Here is a 20,681-nt window from a genome sequence, read left to right as displayed (position 1 = left end):
AGTTTACTTTTCGAGTGTTCCGAACGATCTCGTACGCCGAGTTTTCTTCTATTTTGCAGCCGAAATACCTTGAAGCCCTTGATGCATTGCACCGAGCAGACGGTGGGTCGGATCACAGCCATATTCCCAGAACATGATTCCGGCCAGGCCTTGATCCTTTACGTAATCACATTTGCACTGAATTGATTCCTCATCATCATAAGATATTAGACTGGACCCGTTAAACAGAAACGGTGCACACGCTTCATCATCCCAGTAACGGACGTAACCATTCTTGTTGATGTACTTTGCATCCAGCTCGGCAAAAGCCGGACCGTACCCGCCTGTACTGCCGGCCATTTGATGTAGGCCACGGTTCCGGTCAGGAACTTCAGTCCAGATCCGGGAGTAGAACGCAGCACCGATCACGATCTTCTCTTTCGGAACGCCGGCGCGAATGAAAAGGTTCACGGAAGCATCTGTACTAATTCGGAACAGATCTCCGGTTGGCGTATACAGATTCGTATGATGTCCGGTCAGAACCTGAAAACCGCCGCGCATATCATAGGTCATCAACTGCACAAAGTCCAAATACTTCTGCACCTCAGCCATTTCTGTACCGTCTACGTAGTATTGGTCAGCCCCTGCCGCAATCGTGAGCAGATAATGACGGCCATCCCGGGAGCCTTTGGCATCCATTGCCTCCCGGATCGTCTTGAGAAGCAAGGTGAAATTCCGTTTATCATCAGGACTCGAGGCGATGCCGGCTTCACCGTAACAAGGATACTCCCAGTCCAGATCGATTCCATCAAAAGGGTATTCCTCCAGTACCCTAACCGCCGATGCGGCCATGCTGTCCCTTCCGGCTTGGGTTGATGCGGCTTCAGAGAAACCGCCAGCGCTCCACCCCCCGACGGACAACAGCACCGTTAGATTCGGATGATCGCGCTTTATGTTCCGGATAACCTCACCGTGTTTCAAATGCTCGGTAGTAATTTCATCATTTTTGACATGACCGAAGGCTACGTTCAGATGTGTTAACTTCAACAGATCCTCATGCCTCATATCGGGAAGAACTGAATCGACGACATAACCTGCAGCAATATAGTTTGGCACCCTCTTCACTCCGATCCATTCAATGATTGAGATATTGCCGCAGCAATCTGCAAGGCTTCCTTCCCGGTACCAATCTTGTACCCGGAAGCCGAATAACGGACTTGATCCTGGCTATCCAGCACGAACAGATGTGGATAGCCAGCTTCGTGAGCTGCAGGATTTGGAATGAAACCGGATAAGGACGCATAGCTTGAATCCCTTACAAAAATCGTACGTACGGGCAGCTTCGGATAAGCAGCAGGGTCAAAGGAGGCGTTCCATTCCGTATCTCCGATCAGCAGCACGATGGGTAGACCCAGCTTATCCAGCGGCTCAGCCAGTTCGCCCAGCTCACGAATCAGATGCTTGGTCGGTTCCCGCTCGGGTTCAATCCAGGCAGCAATGGCACCCTCTGATCCCAGAAGAGCCTCCAGTACCACCTCTGAACCATCCAGACGGGTCAGTACATTGCCGGGTGCCAGTTTGCCCAACACGGGGATGTCTACCACCGTCTCGCGATAAGTTAATACCACCTCCGTAGTGTCTCCGGCACGCACGGTAAAGTAGATGAAGCGCACTCTTACCGCTCCATCTTTCAGACGGATACCCGTCGTCAAGCGATAAGCTCCCGGTTCAACCTCATATGGCTGGCTATAGACATCCGTGCTGCCATGAGGATATATCAACGTTTTGTACACGCCATCTTCCAGACGGGCAAACGAGAAGTTCTCGCCATAGGATGCTGCTGGTGCTTCCTGTGGCCCCTCTTCATCCCTAAGGAGTTGCAGCATTCCCCAGCTTCTGTCCTCCTGATTACGAGAAGCGTTGTGACTGAACATCACATTTTCCCAGCCTCTGTCACCTAAGTACTGAGGCTTCTGCTCGCTCGGATGCAATCGGGCCGGAATGCCCAAACTGCGGCACACAGCGACAAACAGAATATCCAGCGACTGCGGATCTCCCTTCATCAGGCTGAAAGTGCCTACCGGATTTCCCTTGCCTTTCAAGTTAGGGAGGTCCTCATTATACGTATAACTCTTTTCCAGATGCCGGACAAGCGCCGAAGGCTCCTTCCTGAATGTCGCTGCCTCTTCCTCCGAGTAGGCATTCTGGAACACGGATCGATAAGGTACCACCATTTCATAGGAAACCCGCGGGCACAGGATGTACTCCATGAACGTATCATCTGCCCATGATCCTCGCTGCGAGAGCGCACCTATAAGATGATCGTCCAGCGTCTGACGAAAAGTATCGATTAAATCTTTTTCATTCATCGACTCCAGCAGTCGGAGCGGCCACTCACCGTATTTCTCGGAACGTTCCTCCAGGAAAGCTGCGATTTCACGACTGTTGCCCCGTGCCTTCTGGAGAATATCCCATACCCGTTCCCGAGGAAGTCCAGCCGAATGAGCCAATGCATTCGCCGCTTCCTCATTCAGGAATGTATCCTCATATCCACTCCGAATCTTCGTGCCTTCCTCCAGACGGCGGCTATGTTCCTGAATCTTCTCTTCCGGTAAAGCAATTGCTGCTTCTCCCTCTCCTTCGGGAGGAGGAACCATATCGAAATCCACGCTGCCTGATGGCTGCTCTGACGAGTCCAACACTAGCTCAACCTGATCGCTGTCCTGAGCTTTGAATAGGAGTTCACTCCATTGGTCTCCGCTAACCGCACGAATCAATAGATCACCATAACCTGTCTTGAAGGCAGCCGCCCCTAGCACATCGGTCTTAATTTCGGCGATCGGATAAAATTCAGCCGTGTTATACAGCTCGAAGCGGAGGCTCGCTCCAGGCACAGGCTCTCCCTGCATATCTTTCACCTTCACGCGGATGGTTCGCGTCGGTGCGTAGTTTTCAAGCAAATTAATCTCCGTAAATCCCTTCTCGTTAAGGGTTATATCCTCTGGTCCCGGATAATCGGCAAAAATCCTCGTATTGATCAGCATGGCCCTGCGGGCTGGCGGAGTGAACCACCCTTGATTCAATCCGGCTTCCGGCTCGCATGCCCCAATGTAATACCATTGGCCGTCTGCCCAAGCTTCTACCCAGGCATGATTGCTGTCACTGTGAGCCCAGCGCGGCGTATACACCTGACGGGCAGGTATGCCGATACTGCGAAGAGCAGCTACCGCCAGCGTGGACTCTTCACCACAACGGCCGCGAGCATTCCGAATCATCGTCAGCGGCGATATCGTTCGCAGATCACTGCCAATATATGTCGCTTTCTCATGACACCAGTAATTGGTTTCCAGAATGGCATCCGCCATGGATAACTTCGCTGTCCGGTCGGCCAACTCATCAAATATAATGCCGCGAAAATCTTCAATATTCTCCGTATTGATTCGATAGGGCAGCACAAAATGCAGAAACAGATGATCCGGTACACGCTCGCCCCAAGGCACACGTTTGCGAATGTCCAGCGCCCGACGCACATGGCTGAGGAACAGTTCACCTTCATAATCAGCCAGGTCGTTCACCGGCATGTAGGCATACACATATTTCAAGGCCCATGCCTCTTCTTCAGTTAATGGCTGCTGAAACACATGAAACAGTTTATCTTTGCGGGCCTCTGCAAAACGTACCTTCTCCTGGAACTTCTGCTCGATCCGCTCCAATGACTGTGCATCCAGGGAAAATACCAAGGTTTGACTGGTCATTACATTCTCACTCCTTCCACAGCTTTCCGTCTTCCCGAATACAGATTACAGCTGTGCCGTCCGAGGAAGGCGCAGTAATCTGGAACAGGCTGCGAGTCGTTTCAATTACAGGCGAACAGCTCCACGATTCCTCGCCCATTAGTAGCTTCACATCCTGTGTAAATTCACCATGCGTTTCATAATAATTACGTTCACGATAATAGAGCTTGCGAAGCTCCCACTTGATTCGTTCGTCTTCTGGCAACTCAAAGGAATGATCCGTTCCATCATCCGAAAATACGACATAGCCCCATAGCTCAGGATAATGCATGTTGATAATGCCCATGGGCGACCAGACCCAGTTGTCCTCCGGAAACGGCTTGCCTGTCTCCGGATTTAGCACCTTACGGTACTCACCATCCTGCACCTCGGTCTGCCATTCCACGCGCGAGAAGTTGACACGCCAGAACTCACCCGGCGCAGGCGGACGGTTGCCTTCGGCACATTCCTTTAGGCTGGTCCAAGGAATCGCGACCTCCACACTCCATTTCCGGTTATCGGCACCAGGTGTGTTCAGCTCCCCATCGATATGTACGGCCGTCTTAAGACCGCTGATATCCCAACCGTTGACCGGCGGTCCACCATCCCGATAAGGCTTCACCAATAACAGATCCCATACCGTATTGAGCGCATTGATTTCGAACTCATAATATTGGTGGGAATCTCCATCAGGATCGATAAAAATCTCAAAATCATTATCGTAGAAAATAACGGAATCGCGCTCAGTCAACGTAGCCCATATCTGATCTTCCATCAGCTCGGCAGCAAAGTAGAAACAGTCATCATCCCACAGCATTTTTACCTTTGTCTGTTTCCCGGGTTTCGGACGAAGATCCCCTTCGATATCAACAAAATCATCCGTCCAATCAGCCGCATCCCAGAACGCCTTATCGACGCGGCCGTCCAGCACCAGCGGTTCCTTCGCACGTTTGCATATATAATGTTTGGGAGCATACTCAATCCTTGGCTCAGGTACTCCACTTTGGTTCATATCGCTCTCTCCCCTTCATGAGAGAGGGCATGCATCTATCGGCGCATGCCCTCCCGTAATGTTAGTTGTGGGTAACAACGGCTCCTGAGCCGCCGTACATTTCCAGTTCCTCATCGAATTCGAGCTTAAGCACCGTCACCTGCTCATGGGTGTCCTCCGGGGTCATTTTGATCCATGTTGTGCCCGGGATATTGAACCAAGGCACGCCCCCATGGATCTCATGCTTAAGTTCTTTGCCCGAGTGCAGTACGGTAATCTTTCTGATCTTATTGCACAGTCCCTTAATGCACACATTCTCTTTTGGCTCGTCATATACAAACAGGTACAATGTCTTTCTGTCCTCGGATACGGTGCTGCCTCCCAGATAATAGCGGGGCATAATGCCTTCACCCGTTCCGAATACAGCCTCTTCATGCGTTCGAATCCACGCTCCCAGCCCAAGCAGAATATCCTCCTGTCTCTTATCGATGGTGCCATCCTCGCGCGGACCGATATCCAGCAGCATGTTGCCACCCATCGAAATACAGTCACAGAACATCCGAATGATCTGATTTAACGATTTGTATTTGTCGTCTGTTGGCACATAACCCCAAGATGTATTGATCGTGGTGCAGAACTCCCATGGTCCCTCCGGTCTCGTGATCGGAATACCTTGCTCCGGTGTTTTATAGTCCCCATAACCTTGAAGGCGGGAGTTGATGATGATATCCGGATTAAAAGATTGCAGGTAATGCTTGAACTCCGGGAGATTCCACTGCTCGGCACTCCGTTCCCAGTCGCCATCGAACCACAGCAGATCTACCTTTCCGTAATTCGTCAAGATCTCCTGCAGCTGGTGGTTATTGAATTCAAGGAATTTCTGCCATTTCTCCTCATCCTGAACACCATCCACAGGACTTGAATGCCGATTGACGCTGCTGAGATCCTCCGGTACCTTGCCACCCTCATACACGCTAGGATAATCCGGGTGCGACCAATCAATCAGCGAGAAGTACATCCCCAGGTGAATGCCCTTCTCCCGAATAGCTTCCGCATATTCCCTCACGAGGTCCCGGTTCGCTGGTGTCTGCTTGACGACATTGAGGTCACTATACTGCGTATCCCACAGAGCAACGCCATCATGATGCTTCGTTGTCAGCACGGCATATCGGGCTCCCGATTTCTCAATTAAATCCGCCCACTTCTCCGCATTAAACTTCGATGCCGTAAAACCGTCCAGCTGTTTCATATATTCTTCGTAGGAAATTCTTCCATTATAGAAGGACCACGATTCCGAGACCCCATCTACAGCGTAGATGCCATAGTGGATGAATATTCCCAGCTTGGCCTCTTCAAACCATTTCTGCATCCTTGTTCACACCTCTTTCTGAAGTCCTTCTATATGAGTGATTACTCTTATTGGCCTGTGTTCCAGCGGTCGTATGCTCCTTGATATAGTTCAACGATACGGTCGCTACCCATTTTTTTGATTTGCGCAATATACTTATCCCAGTTCTCAAGCGGCTCCTGACCAGTTACGAACTTCGCTTCCATCTGCTTGACGTACGTATCCAGATCAGATAACAGAGCGGTCGCTTCGCTTTGTTCTTCATTTGTCAAATAAACGTTAGGGAATGGTGCTTTGCCGATCGGCACCAACTTCTCTTGATTCTGCTGGTCAAGCCATTCGTCAAATTCAGTGCGAAGACCTTTCGCTATATCCGGATCATTAATACCCGGTGTCAAAATGCCATAGTTCGGCGTGATTTTACCGCGATATTCCTCACGATCCCCGCCGCCAGGAACAGGCAGCCACTCTTTTACGAGATTTTCCTTGTCTTTGAATTTCCACAGCACGCCTTCAGGACCTTGATTGAACAGGGTCGCCCCATCATAGCTGTACAAATAATCAATCCAGCGCATGGTTGCCTCAGGGGACGGATTGCTGCTAGTAATCGCAAAGGTACCACGTGCCGATATACCAGGATGCTTACCGTATACAGGTGAGTCTGCAATCTCACTCTTCACTGGTGTCATCAGTGGATGTTTCGTGCTAGGCTCGCCGCCAAGCGTGAAGTACGGATGGTAGTCATTGAACAGCGCCAGCTTGTTACTTTCACCTTTTGCTTTTTTCTGATCGCCGGTTTGCGAGAAGGTCTCATGATCCAGCAAATCTTCCTTCCACAGACGGTTCATGAACGTCAGATAACCTTTGTAGCCTTCTTCTTGGTAAGGGTAGTGGACTTTTCCATCCTTATCCGCGTAGATTCCTTCGTTGTACATGCCCCAGAAGCCGAAGAAGTACATACGAAGATCATCCAGTTTTACAGAAGTTAGCGGAATTTCATCTTGTTGTCCATTGCCGTTAGGATCTTCTTCCTTAACACGCTTCAGGTACGTATATAATTCCTCTGTCGTCTTAGGCTCCTCTACATTAAGTGCTTTGAGGAATTCACCGTTATACCACATCGGGCCTCTATACCACACGGCAGCCGTATCGATAAATGGCAGTGCATACATATGTCCGTCAGGTGTTGTAAAGGATTTGCGGACATCCGGGTTTTCGTCGAGAATCTTCTTAATATTCGGGGCATAGCCCTCATCAATGTATTTTTCCAGTGGAATCAGAATGCCTTGAGTCCCATAAGTAACCTGCTCAGCCGGCTTGAGATCCGCAGCATAGAACATATCCGGTAAATCGCCGCTCGCGAATACCAGGTTCTTCTTTGTTTCAAAGCTGTCGATCGGCGAAAGCTGGTACTCCAGCTTGATGCCTGACAATTTCTCCATCTCTTGCAGGACTGGCATCGTATTCCAGTCTGCTACGCCCGCATCCTGGGACATGACCTTTAACGTAAGCGGTTTGTCCACAATCGGGAATCCTTCTTTCTTGACCCCTTCGACATTTGAAGTCGCAGAACCTCCATCTTCATTGGAACCACAAGCTGCAAGCAATGCTGCTGATAGGGTGAGGCAGAGTGCAATGGATGAAGCCTTGCGAAGCTTTTTCATGACGACAACTCCCCTTTTTTAGTGTGGATTATGGTTTAAGATCATCCCTTGACGGAACCGATCATAACACCCTGAACGAAGTAACGCTGAAGAAATGGATAAATGGCAATGACAGGTAAAGTTGAAACAATAATGACGGCATATTTCACCAGCGCAGCAATTTCCGCTTTGGAATTCATCGCCGTTGCGGAAGAGGTATCGATAGCTCCCCCGCCCTGTGCTGCCATCTCCTGAAGTACCAGGATTTGGCGCAGAAAGAGCTGCAGCGGATACTTCGAGGAATCATTTAAATAGATCATCGCACTGAAATAGCTGTTCCAGTGTCCAACGCCGTAGAAGAGCGCCATCACGGCAATGATCGGCATGGAGAGCGGAAGCACAATGCGAATGAACAACCGGGTGTTGGTACACCCGTCGATATGCGCCGCTTCCTGCAGCTCCTTGGGAATAGTCGATTGGAAGAACGTACGGCATACGATAATATTCCAGATGGATGCAGCTCCTGGGAGAATAAGCGCCCACATACTGTTCACCATACCAAGATCCTTAACCAGCAAGTAGCTCGGGACAAGCCCTCCGCTGAAAAACATCGTTACCATAAACATCGCCATGAAGAATCCGCGTCCCACAAAATCAGAACGGCTAAGTGCGTAGGCTGCCGGAAGAGTGACCATCAGGTTGACGAGTGTACCTACGACGGTATAGATAATTGTATTTTTGTACCCGATCCAGATATTGGTGTTCTCAAACACGCGGGCATAACCTTCAAAGGTAATGCCTTTGGGCAGCAGCCACATCTCACCGGAGCTTACAAATTTGGGATCACTGATTGAGGCGCTAATGATGTATAACAGCGGGTAAAGCACAATGACGAGCGCTATCGTCAGATAGATGTAGTTGCACCATAAGAACAATTTGTCGCTTCTGCTTTCCTTAACCGCGGATGACATGTGTTTTCCCCTCCTTTTACCACAAGCTGTTTTCACTGGTGCGACGTGCAATTTGGTTCACTGTAATCAGCAGAATTGCATTAACTACCGAGTTGAACAATCCTACAGCTGTTGAGAAACTGTACTGCGCATCGACCAGACCGGACCGATAGACAAATGTCGAGATGACATCCGATGAACCCATATTCAACGGATTTTGCAGCAGTAAGATTTTTTCAAATCCGACGCCCAGAATACTGCCCATATTCAGAATTAACAAAATGGTGATCGTAGGGATGATCGCTGGAATGTTAATATGCAGAATCCGTTTAAACCGGCTCGCACCATCCACCACGGCAGCTTCATGCAGTTGCGGGTCCACTCCCGAGAGGGCTGCAAGGTATATAATGGTACCCCACCCTGCACTCTGCCAGACACCCGACAACACGTACACCGTCTTGAACCACGCAGGGTCCGTCAGGAATTGAGGGGCTTGGAATCCAAGAGCCTCCACCAAATTGACAATCATACCTGACGAAGGCGACAAGAAGGTGATGATCATACCCGACATTACAACGACCGAAATAAAATGTGGAGCATACGTGACCGTCTGCACGGTACGTTTGAAAAAGGAGTCCTTTACTTCATTGAAGGCTAACGCCAGAATGATCGGTAGCGGAAAACCTATAGCCAGCTCATACAAGCTGATGCTGAGGGTATTCCATAACAAATCCCAGAAATAATACGAATTAAAGAAGCGGATGAAATGATCGAACCCTACCCACGGGCTTCCCGTGACACCAAGCGTCGGGATAAAGTTTTTGAATGCGATTTGTATGCCGTACATCGGCCCGTAATGGAAAATCAGAAAGTATAGAAATGCCGGCGCGATAAACAGATACAACTCCCAGTTTCGAATCATCCTTCTCCCTAATTTATTTTTCTTGCGGTTCGGAATCGTGTGCACCGATAGGTTTTGCGACAAGGCGGACTTCCCTTCTGGCTGCATCAGTTGTTTCCTCCTTTTCTAAATGAAAATCCGTCCGTTTTGTAAGAAGAGCGAAACACTCCTGTTCAATTGTAAGGAATGAGTCCCGGACCACATTTCGATCATGGGAAGCTTTTGCTCCCTCTCAATTTGGTAACGCTTACATACTGAGTTTATGGATCAATTTTGAATTCGTAAATATGCTATTTCGATCTTCCCTCCCAAAAACCAGGAAAGTGCTGCTACAACGGGGGTTTACACTTTTGATTACAGCTTGTCATTGTCATTTTGGAGAAGTAAAACATGTGGAATTTGACTTATTTTCGTCCTGAAGTTGTCATAAGGGGTATCTTCGCATGAACTTGACAGATGCCAGATCTGAACAAAAGTTGAGAAACAAACCTTAAAGTCAAAACCCACATATGTTTTGGAAAAAGATATCCATGGTTGCAGACATCATCGTGGGGATTCTGGGCAGTTCCATGATCCTAGTCAAGTCGCAAGGTCTTGTCATGTTCAACGCATCTCAATCCAAAATGAGATAGAGATGCCCTTCGTTACTGCTGCTCCACTCCCCTCCTCATACGTTTGTCTTTCCAGGATAGATTTAATTCAATCACATTAATGTAATATTATCTATCATATATTCACCATCTGCTTCAAGCTCCCTTATTGCTTGGCTTTATTCTATGAGTTCCTTCCCTGCTTCGTAAATATGTCGTTTTTATCCTGGACTAGAAGCCAAACAAACCCAGATAAACACTGGGAATATCAAGTCATATATGTTGATTTTGTGCATGACATGGAAGTCTGGAATCATTGATAATTTCAGGATAACTTCAGAAAAAAAGCCGCTCTATTTAAATCAGAGCAGCCCTTCTACCTATGTGAATATCGATTTCTAACTAATAAATAACATATTCATGTTATTTAAATTAACTTAATAATTGTTGGGATATCCCGAAATGTAATATATACTTCCGTATAAAAAAAACAATCTCAGACCTACTACGAACGATCGGACTAGAAGGCAGACAATCTTGCCAACCAACTCACTTCATAAAGATCATCACTCTCAAGAAAAACTCAAAAAAAAGCGTGCTTCGATCAGGGATCGAAGCACGCTGGCATGGTTTGCTTACTTTCCAGAAGGCTGCGCTTCCGCAGTGTACCCTGTTGGAATATCTGTCTCAGCCGTAACATTGGTGATAACCATTGGATACATCATGTCCGGATCAGGTTGGATAATGGTATACAACACGATGGCACGTCCATCCTTCTCCAGCTTCACATCTTCAATCTTCAATCCATAGCCAGGATGAGGCATTTGCGCGGACAGTTTGACTTTGACCGTCTTGTCATCCACCTTGGTTGAAGTCACGGTAGGTACAATCGCCTGTTGGCCTTCGCCTGGGTTCGTTGGAGTCGGTTCTGTCGATCCACCATTGCCGTGCTTATCCACAAATTCAAGTGCATTGAAGATCATGCTTGCAGCCTCCATACGGGTAAGCGACTGATCTGGACGGAAGTTTCCGTCCTTATCCAGTTCAATGATGTCCCTGTTCAGCAGGTTCTGGACCGCAGATTTGGCGTCCTTACCGATTTTATTTTCGTCCTTAATATCATTATACAGCATGATTACCGGATATTCCCCGGTTGTATTAATCCCTTCAAGGAGCAAGATAGCAAACTGCTCACGCGTCATCTTCCCTTGCGGATTCAATTCCACCGGAATGGATAGGCCATTCTGTGTTGCAGCCTGAACTGCATCGGCGTACCAGGTCGTTGGACTAATTTTATTTTGTGCCGAAGCGGCAGCGTATTCATTTTTCAGACCAAAAGCGTTCACGATCAATTGAACACCCTGTGGCTCGGACAATGCGACATCCGGACGAAACAGATCCGCCGTTACTCCATTAACAATACCCTTGGAATGTAACGAGTCTACAATCGTTTTTTGCCCTTCATCTTTTACATCCGAAAAAGCAAGTACCGATGCACCTCCTGCAGTCAAAGAAACGCAGAGCGCAAGCGTTGCAGCCAATCCTTTTTTATGTTTCATTTCGTGGCACCTCCATAGTTAGTAAACCCAATTTTTGACCTCTTCAACCCTACAGACGGGAGACCCTCTGGAAATGTTTCAGTAAAATCGACATCTGGTGAATAAATGACGAATATACCGCATATATCACTTTCGCTGCGGGCGCTGATCTGCTATCTTCCATGAATGCTTACTTGCTTCGTTGACATCCTTATCGATAAGCGCAAAAATAAGAATAGAGAATTCTATCGAATGACGGATAAACAGCAAACCGGATCGCATAAAGTAAGAGGGCACGACGCGCTATTATCAGGTGTCGGCCCTTTTCTTGACTCCGCTTGCGACCAAATTCCACCCCGAACAAAGGAGAACAAATCTATGTCCAAGAAAGGATTACTACGAGGCTATGTCATTGCCAACTGGCCCGTATATCTGTTCGCTGTACTACTGATTATTGCCTCCAATGTGGGTCAGGCGTCCTTGCCCCGAATTCTGGGCAGCTTTACGGATCAGCTCATGCAGAACACGCTTCAGATGAATACAGTCATCCGGTACAGCCTGTCGCTATTAGCCATAGCCATCGCTTATAACCTGTTATTCGGTACCGGACAATTCATGATCATGAAGCTTGGACGCCGCTTCGAATTCATGACACGTGAGCGTATTTTCGGTAAATTTTCCGAGCTGAGCGAGCACTATTTCTCCAAACAGGGAAATGGGAAACTGCTCAGTTACGTCATGAATGATGTCACTTCTGTACGTGAAGCCATCTCCAACGGCGTCACTATGATGACCAATGCAACATTTCTATTATTATCCTGCATCGTGATGATGCTGCTCAGTGGAATCCCGATGAGACTCATTCTGATCAGTATTGTGCCTTTGCTGGCCATTCCCTTTCTGGTCGTTTTTTTCGGTCCGCGAATTCGCAAGCGCTCTCGTGATGTACAGGATGCTCTTGCAACGATGACGGAATCGGCAGAAGAGCAGCTGGGCGGCATTCGTGTAACCAAAACATTTGCCATTGAAGACAGCGCTCGTGAGCGATTTGGGATCACAGTAGATGCGATCAAAAGCAAGCAGCTGCGTCTCGTTCGTCTGTCCTCTTTATTTCAGGCCCTGCTACCGCTGCTGGGTGCCATTTCACTGGTTGTCTCCCTGCTTGTCGGCGGAATTTTGACGATGCAAAATTCCATTACACTCGGAAGTTTTGTGGCATTGACGTTATATTTGCGGATCATCATGGGCCCGCTTCAACAAATCGGTAATGTGATCAATACCATGCAGCGTTCTGGAGCGTCATTGGAGCGGGTAAATGATTTGCTGACAGAAGTGCCTGATGTACGTGAGCTTCCCAACGCAACAAGACTTCAATCGGTGAATGACATTACAATTGAAAATCTGTCCTTTTCCTATCCCAACAGTTCATCCCCTGCGCTCAAAAACATCAGTCTGAACATCGAGGCAGGACGAACCGTGGGGATTGTGGGTAAAACAGGTTCGGGTAAAAGTACCTTTGTCAAACTATTGCTGCGTACATATGAGCCGCCTGAAGGCACGATTCGCATTAACGGTACCGATATTCGGCAGCTGTCGCTGGAGGGCCTGCGGTCCCGTATTGCCTATGTTCCCCAAGATGGGTTCCTGTTCAGTACAACCATTCGGGACAACATCGCTTTTAGCAACCGGGAAGTTCCGTTGGACACCGTAGAGCATAGTGCAAGACAAGCGATGATATACGAAAACATTATTCGGTTCCCCGATCAGTTCGAAACCTTGCTGGGTGAACGCGGACTCACGTTGTCTGGCGGTCAGCGTCAGCGCACCAGTCTGGCACGGGGATTGATCAAAAAAGCTCAGGTACTCATTCTGGATGACAGCATGAGTGCTGTAGATGCCGTCACCGAAAGTGGCATTCTGCGCAGCCTGCGTGAGATTGGCAAAGGTAAAACAACGCTGATCATCTCTCACCGGATCAGCGCAGTCCGTCATGCCGACGAAATTATCGTGCTGGATGAAGGCCGAATCGTTGAACAGGGAACGCACACCGAGCTGATGAACGCAAAAGGGTTATATGCTGCAACCTATCGTTTGCAGGAGGAGGGATTACATCATGACTGACCGTAACGCAGAAGTTCGTTCAGATGCGGGAGCACAGGCACCGTCAGAGCATGGGTCCGGTTCCGATGCAGGCGCAGACCAGAGTAAACGTACCTCGTTCAAAGCGATGATGTCCTACGCCCTGCCTCATAAATGGGCCTTTGCAGGTATCTTTTTCTGCTCACTGCTCGGTATTTCCGCAGATCTGCTTCAGCCTTATCTGGTGAAGATTGCAATCGATGATCATCTGGCAATCGGTCAGACCAGTGTAGGCTTCCTTATCCAACTGGCAGCCATCTTTCTGGGGTTGGCTGTAATCAGCTTTATTTTCACCTATGTACAAAACAATCTGCTGCAACATGTTGGTCAGAACATCGTCTCTCGTATCCGGAAAGACCTGTTCAAGCATATCTCCAAAATGTCGATGTCTTTCTTCGATCGCTTCCATATCGGCAGTCTGGTTACGAATGTATCCAGTGATACAGAAACAATCAGCAGTTTCTTCACCCAGGTGCTGCTTAGTCTTATCCGGGATGGCATGATGCTGGTGCTTATTATCGTCTTTATGTTCCAGCTCGATCCGGTACTTGCAGGGTATTCTCTTATCGTCTTGCCTGTAATCGCCATTGTGGCTGCATTGTTCCGATGTCGACTGCGCAGAGCTTATCAGAATGCCCGCACTCGCCTCTCCCGTCTGATTGCGTTCACGGCAGAGAACCTGTCCGGTATGTTTCTGATCCAGGCTTTCCATCAAGAAGAAGAACAGAAGAAAAGATTCAAGGAGCAGAACACGCTTCACCTAAAGGCCAATATCGCGCAGGCCCGGTCCAATGTTATTTTCAACCGAACGTTTGATATCCTAGGTAATGCCGCGCTCGTCATGATGGTTTGGCTTGGGGGACGTGCCGTGCTGGGTGAATCATTGCAGGTGGGTGTGCTCTATGCGTTTATCAGTTACATTCGTCAGTTCTTCCAGCCGATTAACCAGATCACCATGCAGTGGAACACGTTTCAGTCAACTACCGTATCCATGGATCGGATCTGGAACATTCTAAGTACCCGTCCGGAAGTCGCTGACCCGAAACCCGGGACGGCCTCCACACTTGAACCACGGCATGTGATGGGGCAGATTGATTTTAATGATGTATCGTTCGGTTATCGCGCAGACCGTCCTCTGATTCAGCATATGAATCTGCATCTCTATCCCGGAGAAATGGTGGGCATTGTAGGAACTACAGGAGCAGGCAAAAGTACACTGATCTCCCTGCTCAATCGCTTCTACGATGTGAATCAGGGCAGCATTGAAATCGATGGAATAGACATTCGTCATTTCCCTCAGGCCAATCTTCACCGGATTGTTGGTCTGATCCAGCAGGAACCGTTCCTCTTCTCGGGCTCCATCATTGACAATGTTCGAATGTTTCGCGAAGATATTACAAGGGAGCAGGCTATTCAGGCCTGCCGATTTGTCGGAGCACATGCGATGATTTCACGTTTGCCGCAAGGCTATGATACACGGCTTTCCGAACGCGGAAGCGGTCTGTCCGCCGGCGAGCGTCAACTGATATCGTTTGCCCGAATCGTGGTCTTTCAGCCCCGAGTGCTTATTCTGGATGAAGCAACCGCAAATCTGGATTCACATACCGAACAATTGGTTCAACAGGCGCTTGAATCCGTCTCTCAGGGAAGAACAACGATTGTCATTGCGCATCGTCTATCTACGGTCATGCATGCAGATCGGATTCTCGTTATGGAGAACGGTGAGATTGTCGAGGAAGGCTCCCATCAGAAGCTGATTGATGCAGAAGGGGTATATGCTGATCTCTACACCCATGCGCGTGAAGCCGGTAATGATTCAGCTATCTCTGGGTAGTGGATCTGAATCTGGATCTGGACCACGTGGGGTTAAATAAACGTTGAATGTGCCGCTCTGCGATGCAGGCGGCATGTTTGGTATATTTTCTGGGAAATGATAAGGAGGCGTACTTATGAAACCTGAATTACATACATCATCGGAGGCGGAGCTTGAGCATCGGCAGATGGGCTACCGCCGTTTTACGGCTATATGGAAAGGAGCACTGTGTCTTCTGTTCTTGCTGTTATGTGTGACCCTGTTATGGATTATATATGACGAGCGCGCTGGACAACTGGAGACTTTGTATTATTCCATCGCAGCCATTCTTGGTATGTGGTTTATCGGGCCTTTATTTTTTATGTTTCTGTCCCGGGCAATCGCGAGTTCTACCGTGTTATTATCCTGGAATGATGAAGGGCTTCATACCCTAAAGCGGACCATTCCCCGGGATGAAATTCGTAAAATTGAGCTTAGCTCTCCCGCATTTAGCAAATGGATATTGTCCTCATCGCCCATGATTGCCCTGTATCTGAACGACGGCACCCGGCGTCATATCCAGACCGATCATTTGCTAACCAAAAAAGAGCTCAGCCGAGCAGTTGTCCTTTTGCAGGAGACGCTGCGCGAGAAACAGCAACAGGACCTCTGAAATCCATCTCACATCATTCCGATTTTTCGATACCAACAGACAGGTTCATTCTATAATTTCCATACGGCAAAATGGCTTCCAGCAAGCTACCAAGCTGCTCCATTGTTCCTGTGCGTACTATCATCAGATAGCAGCCCTCTCCGCTGACACGGTGAACCTCCACGATGTCTTCACGTGCAGCCATAAATTCACGGAAGGCGGCATGCCTGTCGCCGGAATTCAGAAAAATCGTTACAAATGCCTGCAGGCCCAAGCCGAGGCGTTCCGGGTTCCATTTTACCGTATACCCTTCAATAACACCCAGATCATGCAGCTTGCGTACTCTCGCACCTACAGCTTGTCCGGTCAAATGCACCTCTTCCCCGATCTCTTTGTGGGAGCGTTTGGAGTCCCGGATCAGGCTTTTCAGTATACGTATATCTGTATCATCAATCGTCTCATTCATCTATTTTGCAATCCTTTCAACTTGAAATTAAAGTGGTCTGTTTTCTTTCAGTGTGTTATTTACGCCGATAAACGGGTTGTATAACATATAGGATAATAACATTAATTCCAGAAGGAGTGCAGGTTCAATGAAAATTCAATTGATTCGTAATGCTACATTATGGTTGGAATATGGGGGTCTGAATATACTGGTCGATCCCATGTTGATGGATAAAGAAGTGATGCCTGCTTTTCCGAACACGCCCAATGAATTACGCAATCCAAGAGTCTCATTACCCGAGACGGAAACGGATTATATGAATCCCGATCTGCTGATCGTTACGCATACACACCCTGATCACTGGGATGAAGCAGCAGCGAAGCAGCTCCGCAAAGATGTACCTCTGCTGTGCCAGCCAGGAGATGAGGCCGTGTTCACAGGAGCCGGATTTACCAACGTTACCGCCGTGGATGACAAACATGAGTATCACTCCGTACGTTTTGCCCGTACTTCGGGACATCACGGAACCGGGGAAATCGGCAAGCGTATGGGCAAGGTGTCTGGTTTTGTATTGGAAGCGGACGGAGAACCTGTCTCGTATATCGCTGGTGATACCATCTGGTGTGAAGAGCCAGCCGAAGCCATTCGTCAATATCAGCCTGAGGTGATTGTGGTAAATGCTGGCGGTGCCCGCTTCCTGCAAGGAGATCCGATCACGATGGACGGACCTGACGTAGCTGCCGTGAAACGCCATGCACCGGATGCACATGTGATCGCTGTGCATATGGATGCCATTAACCATTGCATGATGTCCCGCGTGGACCTCGCCAGTTACCTGACCTCCGAGCAGTTGGACGGACAAGTACTCATTCCACGCGATGGAGAGAGCTTTGAGTTTGGACCGGGCCCGGGTTGAAGTAACATTTATTTACGGTTTGTCCAAACATCTAACGAATCTGGGATACTCTATATGGCGAAATAGCATAAGTTCGCCATTCTAACGAATTGCAGACGTCTTATTTTCCCTTTTGCACCCTCTATACACTCGCTATCGCAGATTTTCATCGAAGTAGCGATTCCTGAGTTCGTTAGATTTGCTGTACCACACTAATCTGCACAATAAGGCACACACGATTCGTTAGAGGCTGGAGCCCACTGCACTACGAAAAAGGCTGAATGCGTATAAACTCGCATCCAGCCTTTTTTTCTTAATCGGAAGTATCAGAAATTCGGCGATTGTTCAGCCACCGGAGTGCCCATGTTCCTGCGAGCCCTGTGTTCCCCGTCCAACCGAATGATTTTATTACTGAACTTTCAATCGGATCACGTTCCATGAAGCTTTGGCCAGGCTTGCCGTGATCAGCGTATCCGATACCTCTGCATCACCACGATTATGAGGAGCGACGCGATTCGGCTGTGCGGCAGTATTGGCTGCTTTGAGGTCATCACTCTCCAGCACAATATGCTCAATTAAGCGGCATTTCCCAAAGCTGCGCAGATCCACTTCAAGCGGAAGTGATTCTTCCAGATGACGGTTTACAGCGAAAACAGTCACTTCACCCTGCTCCTCATTATGCACCGCAATGCCCTCCAGATAAGGAACATCCGTAATTTGTTTGGTGTCATATTTCGGTGACTGGATCAACGGCACAAGTGCTGTTCCACGTCCAAACACGGAAGCATGCATGAACGGATAGAAGATCGTCTGTCTCCACGCTGCACCACCATTATCCGTCATGATTGGAGCGATAACGTTGACGAGCTGTGCCAAACACGCCATTTTGACACGGTCCGTATGTTTAAGCATGCTAATCAGCATACAACCCACAAGCAGTGCATCTTCATGGTTGTATACGTCCTCCAGCTGCGGCGGAGCAATCTGCCATGGGTCCATTTTGGAGTCGTTCTCATGAGAGTGATACCATACATTCCACTCATCGAAGGACAGATACATCGTTTTTTTGCTGCGTTTCTTCGCTTTGATATAATCGCAAGTCGCTTTCACCGTATCAATGAAACGATCCATCTCCAATGAGCGTGCAAGGAAGGTTGGTGTGTCATTCTCCTGATTGCCGTAATACTGATGTAGAGATAGATATTCAACATGATCATACGTGTGATCCAGCACCGTCGCTTCCCATTCCGGGAAGGATGGCATACCCAAGGATGAACTTCCGCAAGCGACCAGCTCAATCGTTGGATCAGTCCACTTCATTACTTTTGCCGCTTCAAGTGCAATCCGTCCATACTCTTCTGCTGTTTTGTGACCAATCTGCCACGGACCGTCCATTTCGTTGCCAAGACACCAGGTTTTGATAGCATGAGGCTCCTTGTATCCATGTTTAATCCGCAAATCACTATAATAGGAACCTTTCGGATGGTTGCTGTACTCCACGATGTTGCGGGCTGCGTCTACCCCCCGTGTTCCCAAATTGACGGCCATCATCACTTCTGAATTCGCCTGTTTGGACCAATCCACAAATTCGTTGAACCCGAATTCATTGGTCTCGATGGTTCTCCAGGCCAATTCAAGTCTGCGTTTGCGTTCAGACACAGGCCCAACGGAATCCTCCCAATTGTAACCGGATACAAAATTACCACCAGGATACCGTACAATCGGAACCTGCAGCTCCTTCACCATCTCCAACACATCTCCACGGAATCCCGCTTCGTTCGCTGTAGGATGACCCGGCTCATATATTCCACCGTATACGGCACGTCCCAGATGTTCAATAAATGAACCGTATAAACGTTTGTCAACTACGCCAATTGTGAAATCCTTGTCTACCGTCATTTTTGCTTTTTCCATCGTGAAGTTCAGCTCCCTAAGATTAATATAAAAATTAATTGATAATCTATGGATCAACGTTCATATTTATATTAAAATCGATTATGGCAGCAATTTCAACCTGAATTTTGCAAAATGTTATTCTTTTGGCTGGATTTATGTTTAACTTAATTCTATAAAGCAAAAATGGAGGAACAGATGTGATCAGAGCAAATACCGATACAGAATGGCTGCCCCTATACGAGGCACTCGCGAGTGAGGTCCGTCTACAGATTATCAGGCTTGTTGCGGAGACTCCAATGAACGTGAGGGACATTGCCGCCTCACTCGGCCTAAGCAGTGCCATCGTAACCATGCATGTTCGCAAACTTCAGGATGTGGGCATCATTCAATCCAAAATGATTCGCAAGGACGGCGGTACGCACAAAATGAACAGCCTGGCCGTCGATTGGATTGGCATCTCCATGCCACAGGAAACGGGAGCCTCCCGTAAGCTTCATGAAGTGGCAATCCCTGTCGGGCATTACACCCATTTTGATGTGTATCCAACTTGTGGCCTGGCTACGTCCAATCAGGTTATTGGACAGTATGATGACCCACGCTATTTTCTGGATCCCGAGCGGATGCATGCCCATATTCTCTGGTTTGGACGTGGATTCGTGGAATACAAGATTCCAAACTATATCTTGTCTGGCCAACAAATCAGCGCCATTGAATTGTCACTTGAGATCGGTTCAGAGGCACCTTCAGTCAACCCGAACTGGCCTTCGGACATTACCTTTATGCTCAATGGAATTCATCTCGGTGAATGGACCAGTCCTGGAGATTCAGGAAATGGACGCGGCATGTTCACCCCGGAATGGTGGAGCGACAGTGTCAATCAATATGGCATGCTCAAGGTGCTGCGAATTACGCATGAGGGCACATTCATTGATGGACAGCACATGTCCGAAGTTACGCTTGCGGATATTCCCGTGGAACGGAACCAGTGGACATTACGCCTCTCCGTGGAGGAAGATGCGCAGCATGTTGGCGGGCTAACATTGTATGGTCAGGGATTCGGCAACTATGATCAGGATATTCTTTTCCGGCTTTATTACCAGGACTGAATGAACAACAAAACAAAAAGAACCTTCTATCCCGCCGCATTAG

16 protein-coding genes are annotated in these 20,681 nt (G+C 48.4%); 6 read left to right on the top strand and 10 right to left on the bottom strand.

Annotated elements, in window-relative coordinates; all coding sequences use genetic code 11:
- Nucleotides 1-48 precede the first annotated feature (48 nt).
- The 7 genes from QP794_RS15475 to QP794_RS15445 all read right to left on the bottom strand — a co-directional run bounded on the left by QP794_RS15475 (nt 49) and on the right by QP794_RS15445 (nt 9,693).
- Nucleotides 49-1,095 (bottom strand): glycoside hydrolase family 18 protein, encoded by a 1,047-nt coding sequence (locus tag QP794_RS15475; protein WP_285077925.1) that lies wholly within the window; start codon nt 1,093-1,095, stop codon nt 49-51.
- 5 nt (nt 1,096-1,100) lie between these two features.
- Entirely contained in the window at nt 1,101-3,734 is a 2,634-nt protein-coding gene (locus QP794_RS15470) for a transglutaminase-like domain-containing protein (RefSeq protein WP_285077924.1), read from the bottom strand.
- Nucleotides 3,735-3,741: 7 nt separating this feature from the next.
- Nucleotides 3,742-4,764 carry a carbohydrate-binding family 9-like protein gene (locus tag QP794_RS15465; RefSeq protein WP_285077923.1) on the bottom strand — a complete coding sequence of 341 codons (1,023 nt, stop codon included), beginning with the start codon at nt 4,762-4,764 and terminating at the stop codon, nt 3,742-3,744.
- 61 nt (nt 4,765-4,825) lie between these two features.
- Nucleotides 4,826-6,112 carry an alpha-L-fucosidase gene (locus tag QP794_RS15460; RefSeq protein ID WP_285077922.1) on the bottom strand — a complete coding sequence of 429 codons (1,287 nt, stop codon included), beginning with the start codon at nt 6,110-6,112 and terminating at the stop codon, nt 4,826-4,828.
- Nucleotides 6,113-6,159: 47 nt separating this feature from the next.
- Nucleotides 6,160-7,755, bottom strand: a complete 1,596-nt coding sequence (locus QP794_RS15455) for an extracellular solute-binding protein (RefSeq protein WP_285077921.1) — start codon at nt 7,753-7,755, stop codon at nt 6,160-6,162.
- Between the two features lie 41 nt (nt 7,756-7,796).
- Nucleotides 7,797-8,705 carry a carbohydrate ABC transporter permease gene (locus tag QP794_RS15450; protein ID WP_079351017.1) on the bottom strand — a complete coding sequence of 303 codons (909 nt, stop codon included), beginning with the start codon at nt 8,703-8,705 and terminating at the stop codon, nt 7,797-7,799.
- A 16-nt stretch (nt 8,706-8,721) separates the two neighbouring features.
- The gene (locus QP794_RS15445; RefSeq protein WP_079351018.1) at nt 8,722-9,693 is read right to left on the bottom strand and encodes an ABC transporter permease; all 972 of its coding nucleotides are present in this window, start codon (nt 9,691-9,693) and stop codon (nt 8,722-8,724) included.
- A gap of 401 nt (nt 9,694-10,094) precedes the next feature.
- On the opposite strand from QP794_RS15445, the gene QP794_RS15440 reads away from it, so the two are divergent.
- Nucleotides 10,095-10,217, top strand: a complete 123-nt coding sequence (locus tag QP794_RS15440) for a hypothetical protein (protein WP_285077919.1) — start codon at nt 10,095-10,097, stop codon at nt 10,215-10,217.
- Nucleotides 10,218-10,810: 593 nt separating this feature from the next.
- Here QP794_RS15440 and QP794_RS15435 read toward each other — a convergent pair.
- Nucleotides 10,811-11,734, bottom strand: coding sequence for an S-layer homology domain-containing protein (locus tag QP794_RS15435; RefSeq protein ID WP_285077918.1), 924 nt, complete (start codon nt 11,732-11,734; stop codon nt 10,811-10,813).
- A gap of 357 nt (nt 11,735-12,091) precedes the next feature.
- Here QP794_RS15435 and QP794_RS15430 point away from each other — a divergent pair, with 357 nt between their 5' ends.
- The 3 genes from QP794_RS15430 (at nt 12,092) to QP794_RS15420 (ending at nt 16,317) form a co-directional block, all read left to right on the top strand.
- The gene (locus QP794_RS15430) at nt 12,092-13,834 is read left to right on the top strand and encodes an ABC transporter ATP-binding protein (protein ID WP_285077917.1); all 1,743 of its coding nucleotides are present in this window, start codon (nt 12,092-12,094) and stop codon (nt 13,832-13,834) included.
- Nucleotides 13,827-15,686 (top strand): ABC transporter ATP-binding protein, encoded by a 1,860-nt coding sequence (locus tag QP794_RS15425; RefSeq protein ID WP_483311912.1) that lies wholly within the window; start codon nt 13,827-13,829, stop codon nt 15,684-15,686. Before QP794_RS15430 ends, QP794_RS15425 begins: the two co-directional genes overlap by 8 nt.
- 115 nt (nt 15,687-15,801) lie before the next feature.
- Nucleotides 15,802-16,317 (top strand): hypothetical protein, encoded by a 516-nt coding sequence (locus QP794_RS15420; RefSeq protein ID WP_285077916.1) that lies wholly within the window; start codon nt 15,802-15,804, stop codon nt 16,315-16,317.
- 13 nt (nt 16,318-16,330) lie between these two features.
- Here QP794_RS15420 and QP794_RS15415 read toward each other — a convergent pair whose 3' ends face one another.
- Entirely contained in the window at nt 16,331-16,762 is a 432-nt protein-coding gene (locus QP794_RS15415) for an Lrp/AsnC family transcriptional regulator (protein WP_090807961.1), read from the bottom strand.
- A gap of 127 nt (nt 16,763-16,889) precedes the next feature.
- On the opposite strand from QP794_RS15415, the gene QP794_RS15410 reads away from it, so the two are divergent.
- Nucleotides 16,890-17,657, top strand: a complete 768-nt coding sequence (locus tag QP794_RS15410; RefSeq protein WP_285077914.1) for an MBL fold metallo-hydrolase — start codon at nt 16,890-16,892, stop codon at nt 17,655-17,657.
- A gap of 387 nt (nt 17,658-18,044) precedes the next feature.
- Here the strand turns inward: QP794_RS15410 and arfA are convergent, their stop codons facing one another.
- Entirely contained in the window at nt 18,045-19,550 is a 1,506-nt protein-coding gene (gene arfA, locus QP794_RS15405) for an arabinosylfuranosidase ArfA (protein WP_285077913.1), read from the bottom strand.
- A 179-nt stretch (nt 19,551-19,729) separates the two neighbouring features.
- On the opposite strand from arfA, the gene QP794_RS15400 reads away from it, so the two are divergent.
- Nucleotides 19,730-20,638: an ArsR/SmtB family transcription factor gene (locus QP794_RS15400; protein WP_285077911.1), complete on the top strand. Its 909-nt coding sequence runs from the start codon at nt 19,730-19,732 to the stop codon at nt 20,636-20,638.
- Nucleotides 20,639-20,681 lie beyond the last annotated feature (43 nt).

Source organism: Paenibacillus sp. UMB7766-LJ446 (genome assembly GCF_030226665.1).
Classification (GTDB): Bacteria; Bacillota; Bacilli; order Paenibacillales; family Paenibacillaceae; genus Paenibacillus; species Paenibacillus vandeheii.
The sequence above is the reverse complement of the archived record's forward strand: the minus strand, read 5'-3'. Positions and strand labels throughout refer to the sequence as shown.

Coding starts and splice junctions, on each gene's coding strand:
- QP794_RS15470 (WP_285077924.1), bottom strand. CDS start 3,734: ATGACCAGTCAAACCTTGGTATTTTCCCTGGATGCACAGTCATTGGAG.
- QP794_RS15465 (WP_285077923.1), bottom strand. CDS start 4,764: ATGAACCAAAGTGGAGTACCTGAGCCAAGGATTGAGTATGCTCCCAAA.
- QP794_RS15460 (WP_285077922.1), bottom strand. CDS start 6,112: ATGCAGAAATGGTTTGAAGAGGCCAAGCTGGGAATATTCATCCACTAT.
- QP794_RS15455 (WP_285077921.1), bottom strand. CDS start 7,755: ATGAAAAAGCTTCGCAAGGCTTCATCCATTGCACTCTGCCTCACCCTA.
- QP794_RS15450 (WP_079351017.1), bottom strand. CDS start 8,705: ATGTCATCCGCGGTTAAGGAAAGCAGAAGCGACAAATTGTTCTTATGG.
- QP794_RS15445 (WP_079351018.1), bottom strand. CDS start 9,693: ATGCAGCCAGAAGGGAAGTCCGCCTTGTCGCAAAACCTATCGGTGCAC.
- QP794_RS15440 (WP_285077919.1), top strand. CDS start 10,095: ATGTTTTGGAAAAAGATATCCATGGTTGCAGACATCATCGTGGGGATT.
- QP794_RS15435 (WP_285077918.1), bottom strand. CDS start 11,734: ATGAAACATAAAAAAGGATTGGCTGCAACGCTTGCGCTCTGCGTTTCT.
- QP794_RS15430 (WP_285077917.1), top strand. CDS start 12,092: ATGTCCAAGAAAGGATTACTACGAGGCTATGTCATTGCCAACTGGCCC.
- QP794_RS15425 (WP_483311912.1), top strand. CDS start 13,827: ATGACTGACCGTAACGCAGAAGTTCGTTCAGATGCGGGAGCACAGGCA.
- QP794_RS15420 (WP_285077916.1), top strand. CDS start 15,802: ATGAAACCTGAATTACATACATCATCGGAGGCGGAGCTTGAGCATCGG.
- QP794_RS15415 (WP_090807961.1), bottom strand. CDS start 16,762: ATGAATGAGACGATTGATGATACAGATATACGTATACTGAAAAGCCTG.
- QP794_RS15410 (WP_285077914.1), top strand. CDS start 16,890: ATGAAAATTCAATTGATTCGTAATGCTACATTATGGTTGGAATATGGG.
- arfA (WP_285077913.1), bottom strand. CDS start 19,550: ATGGAAAAAGCAAAAATGACGGTAGACAAGGATTTCACAATTGGCGTA.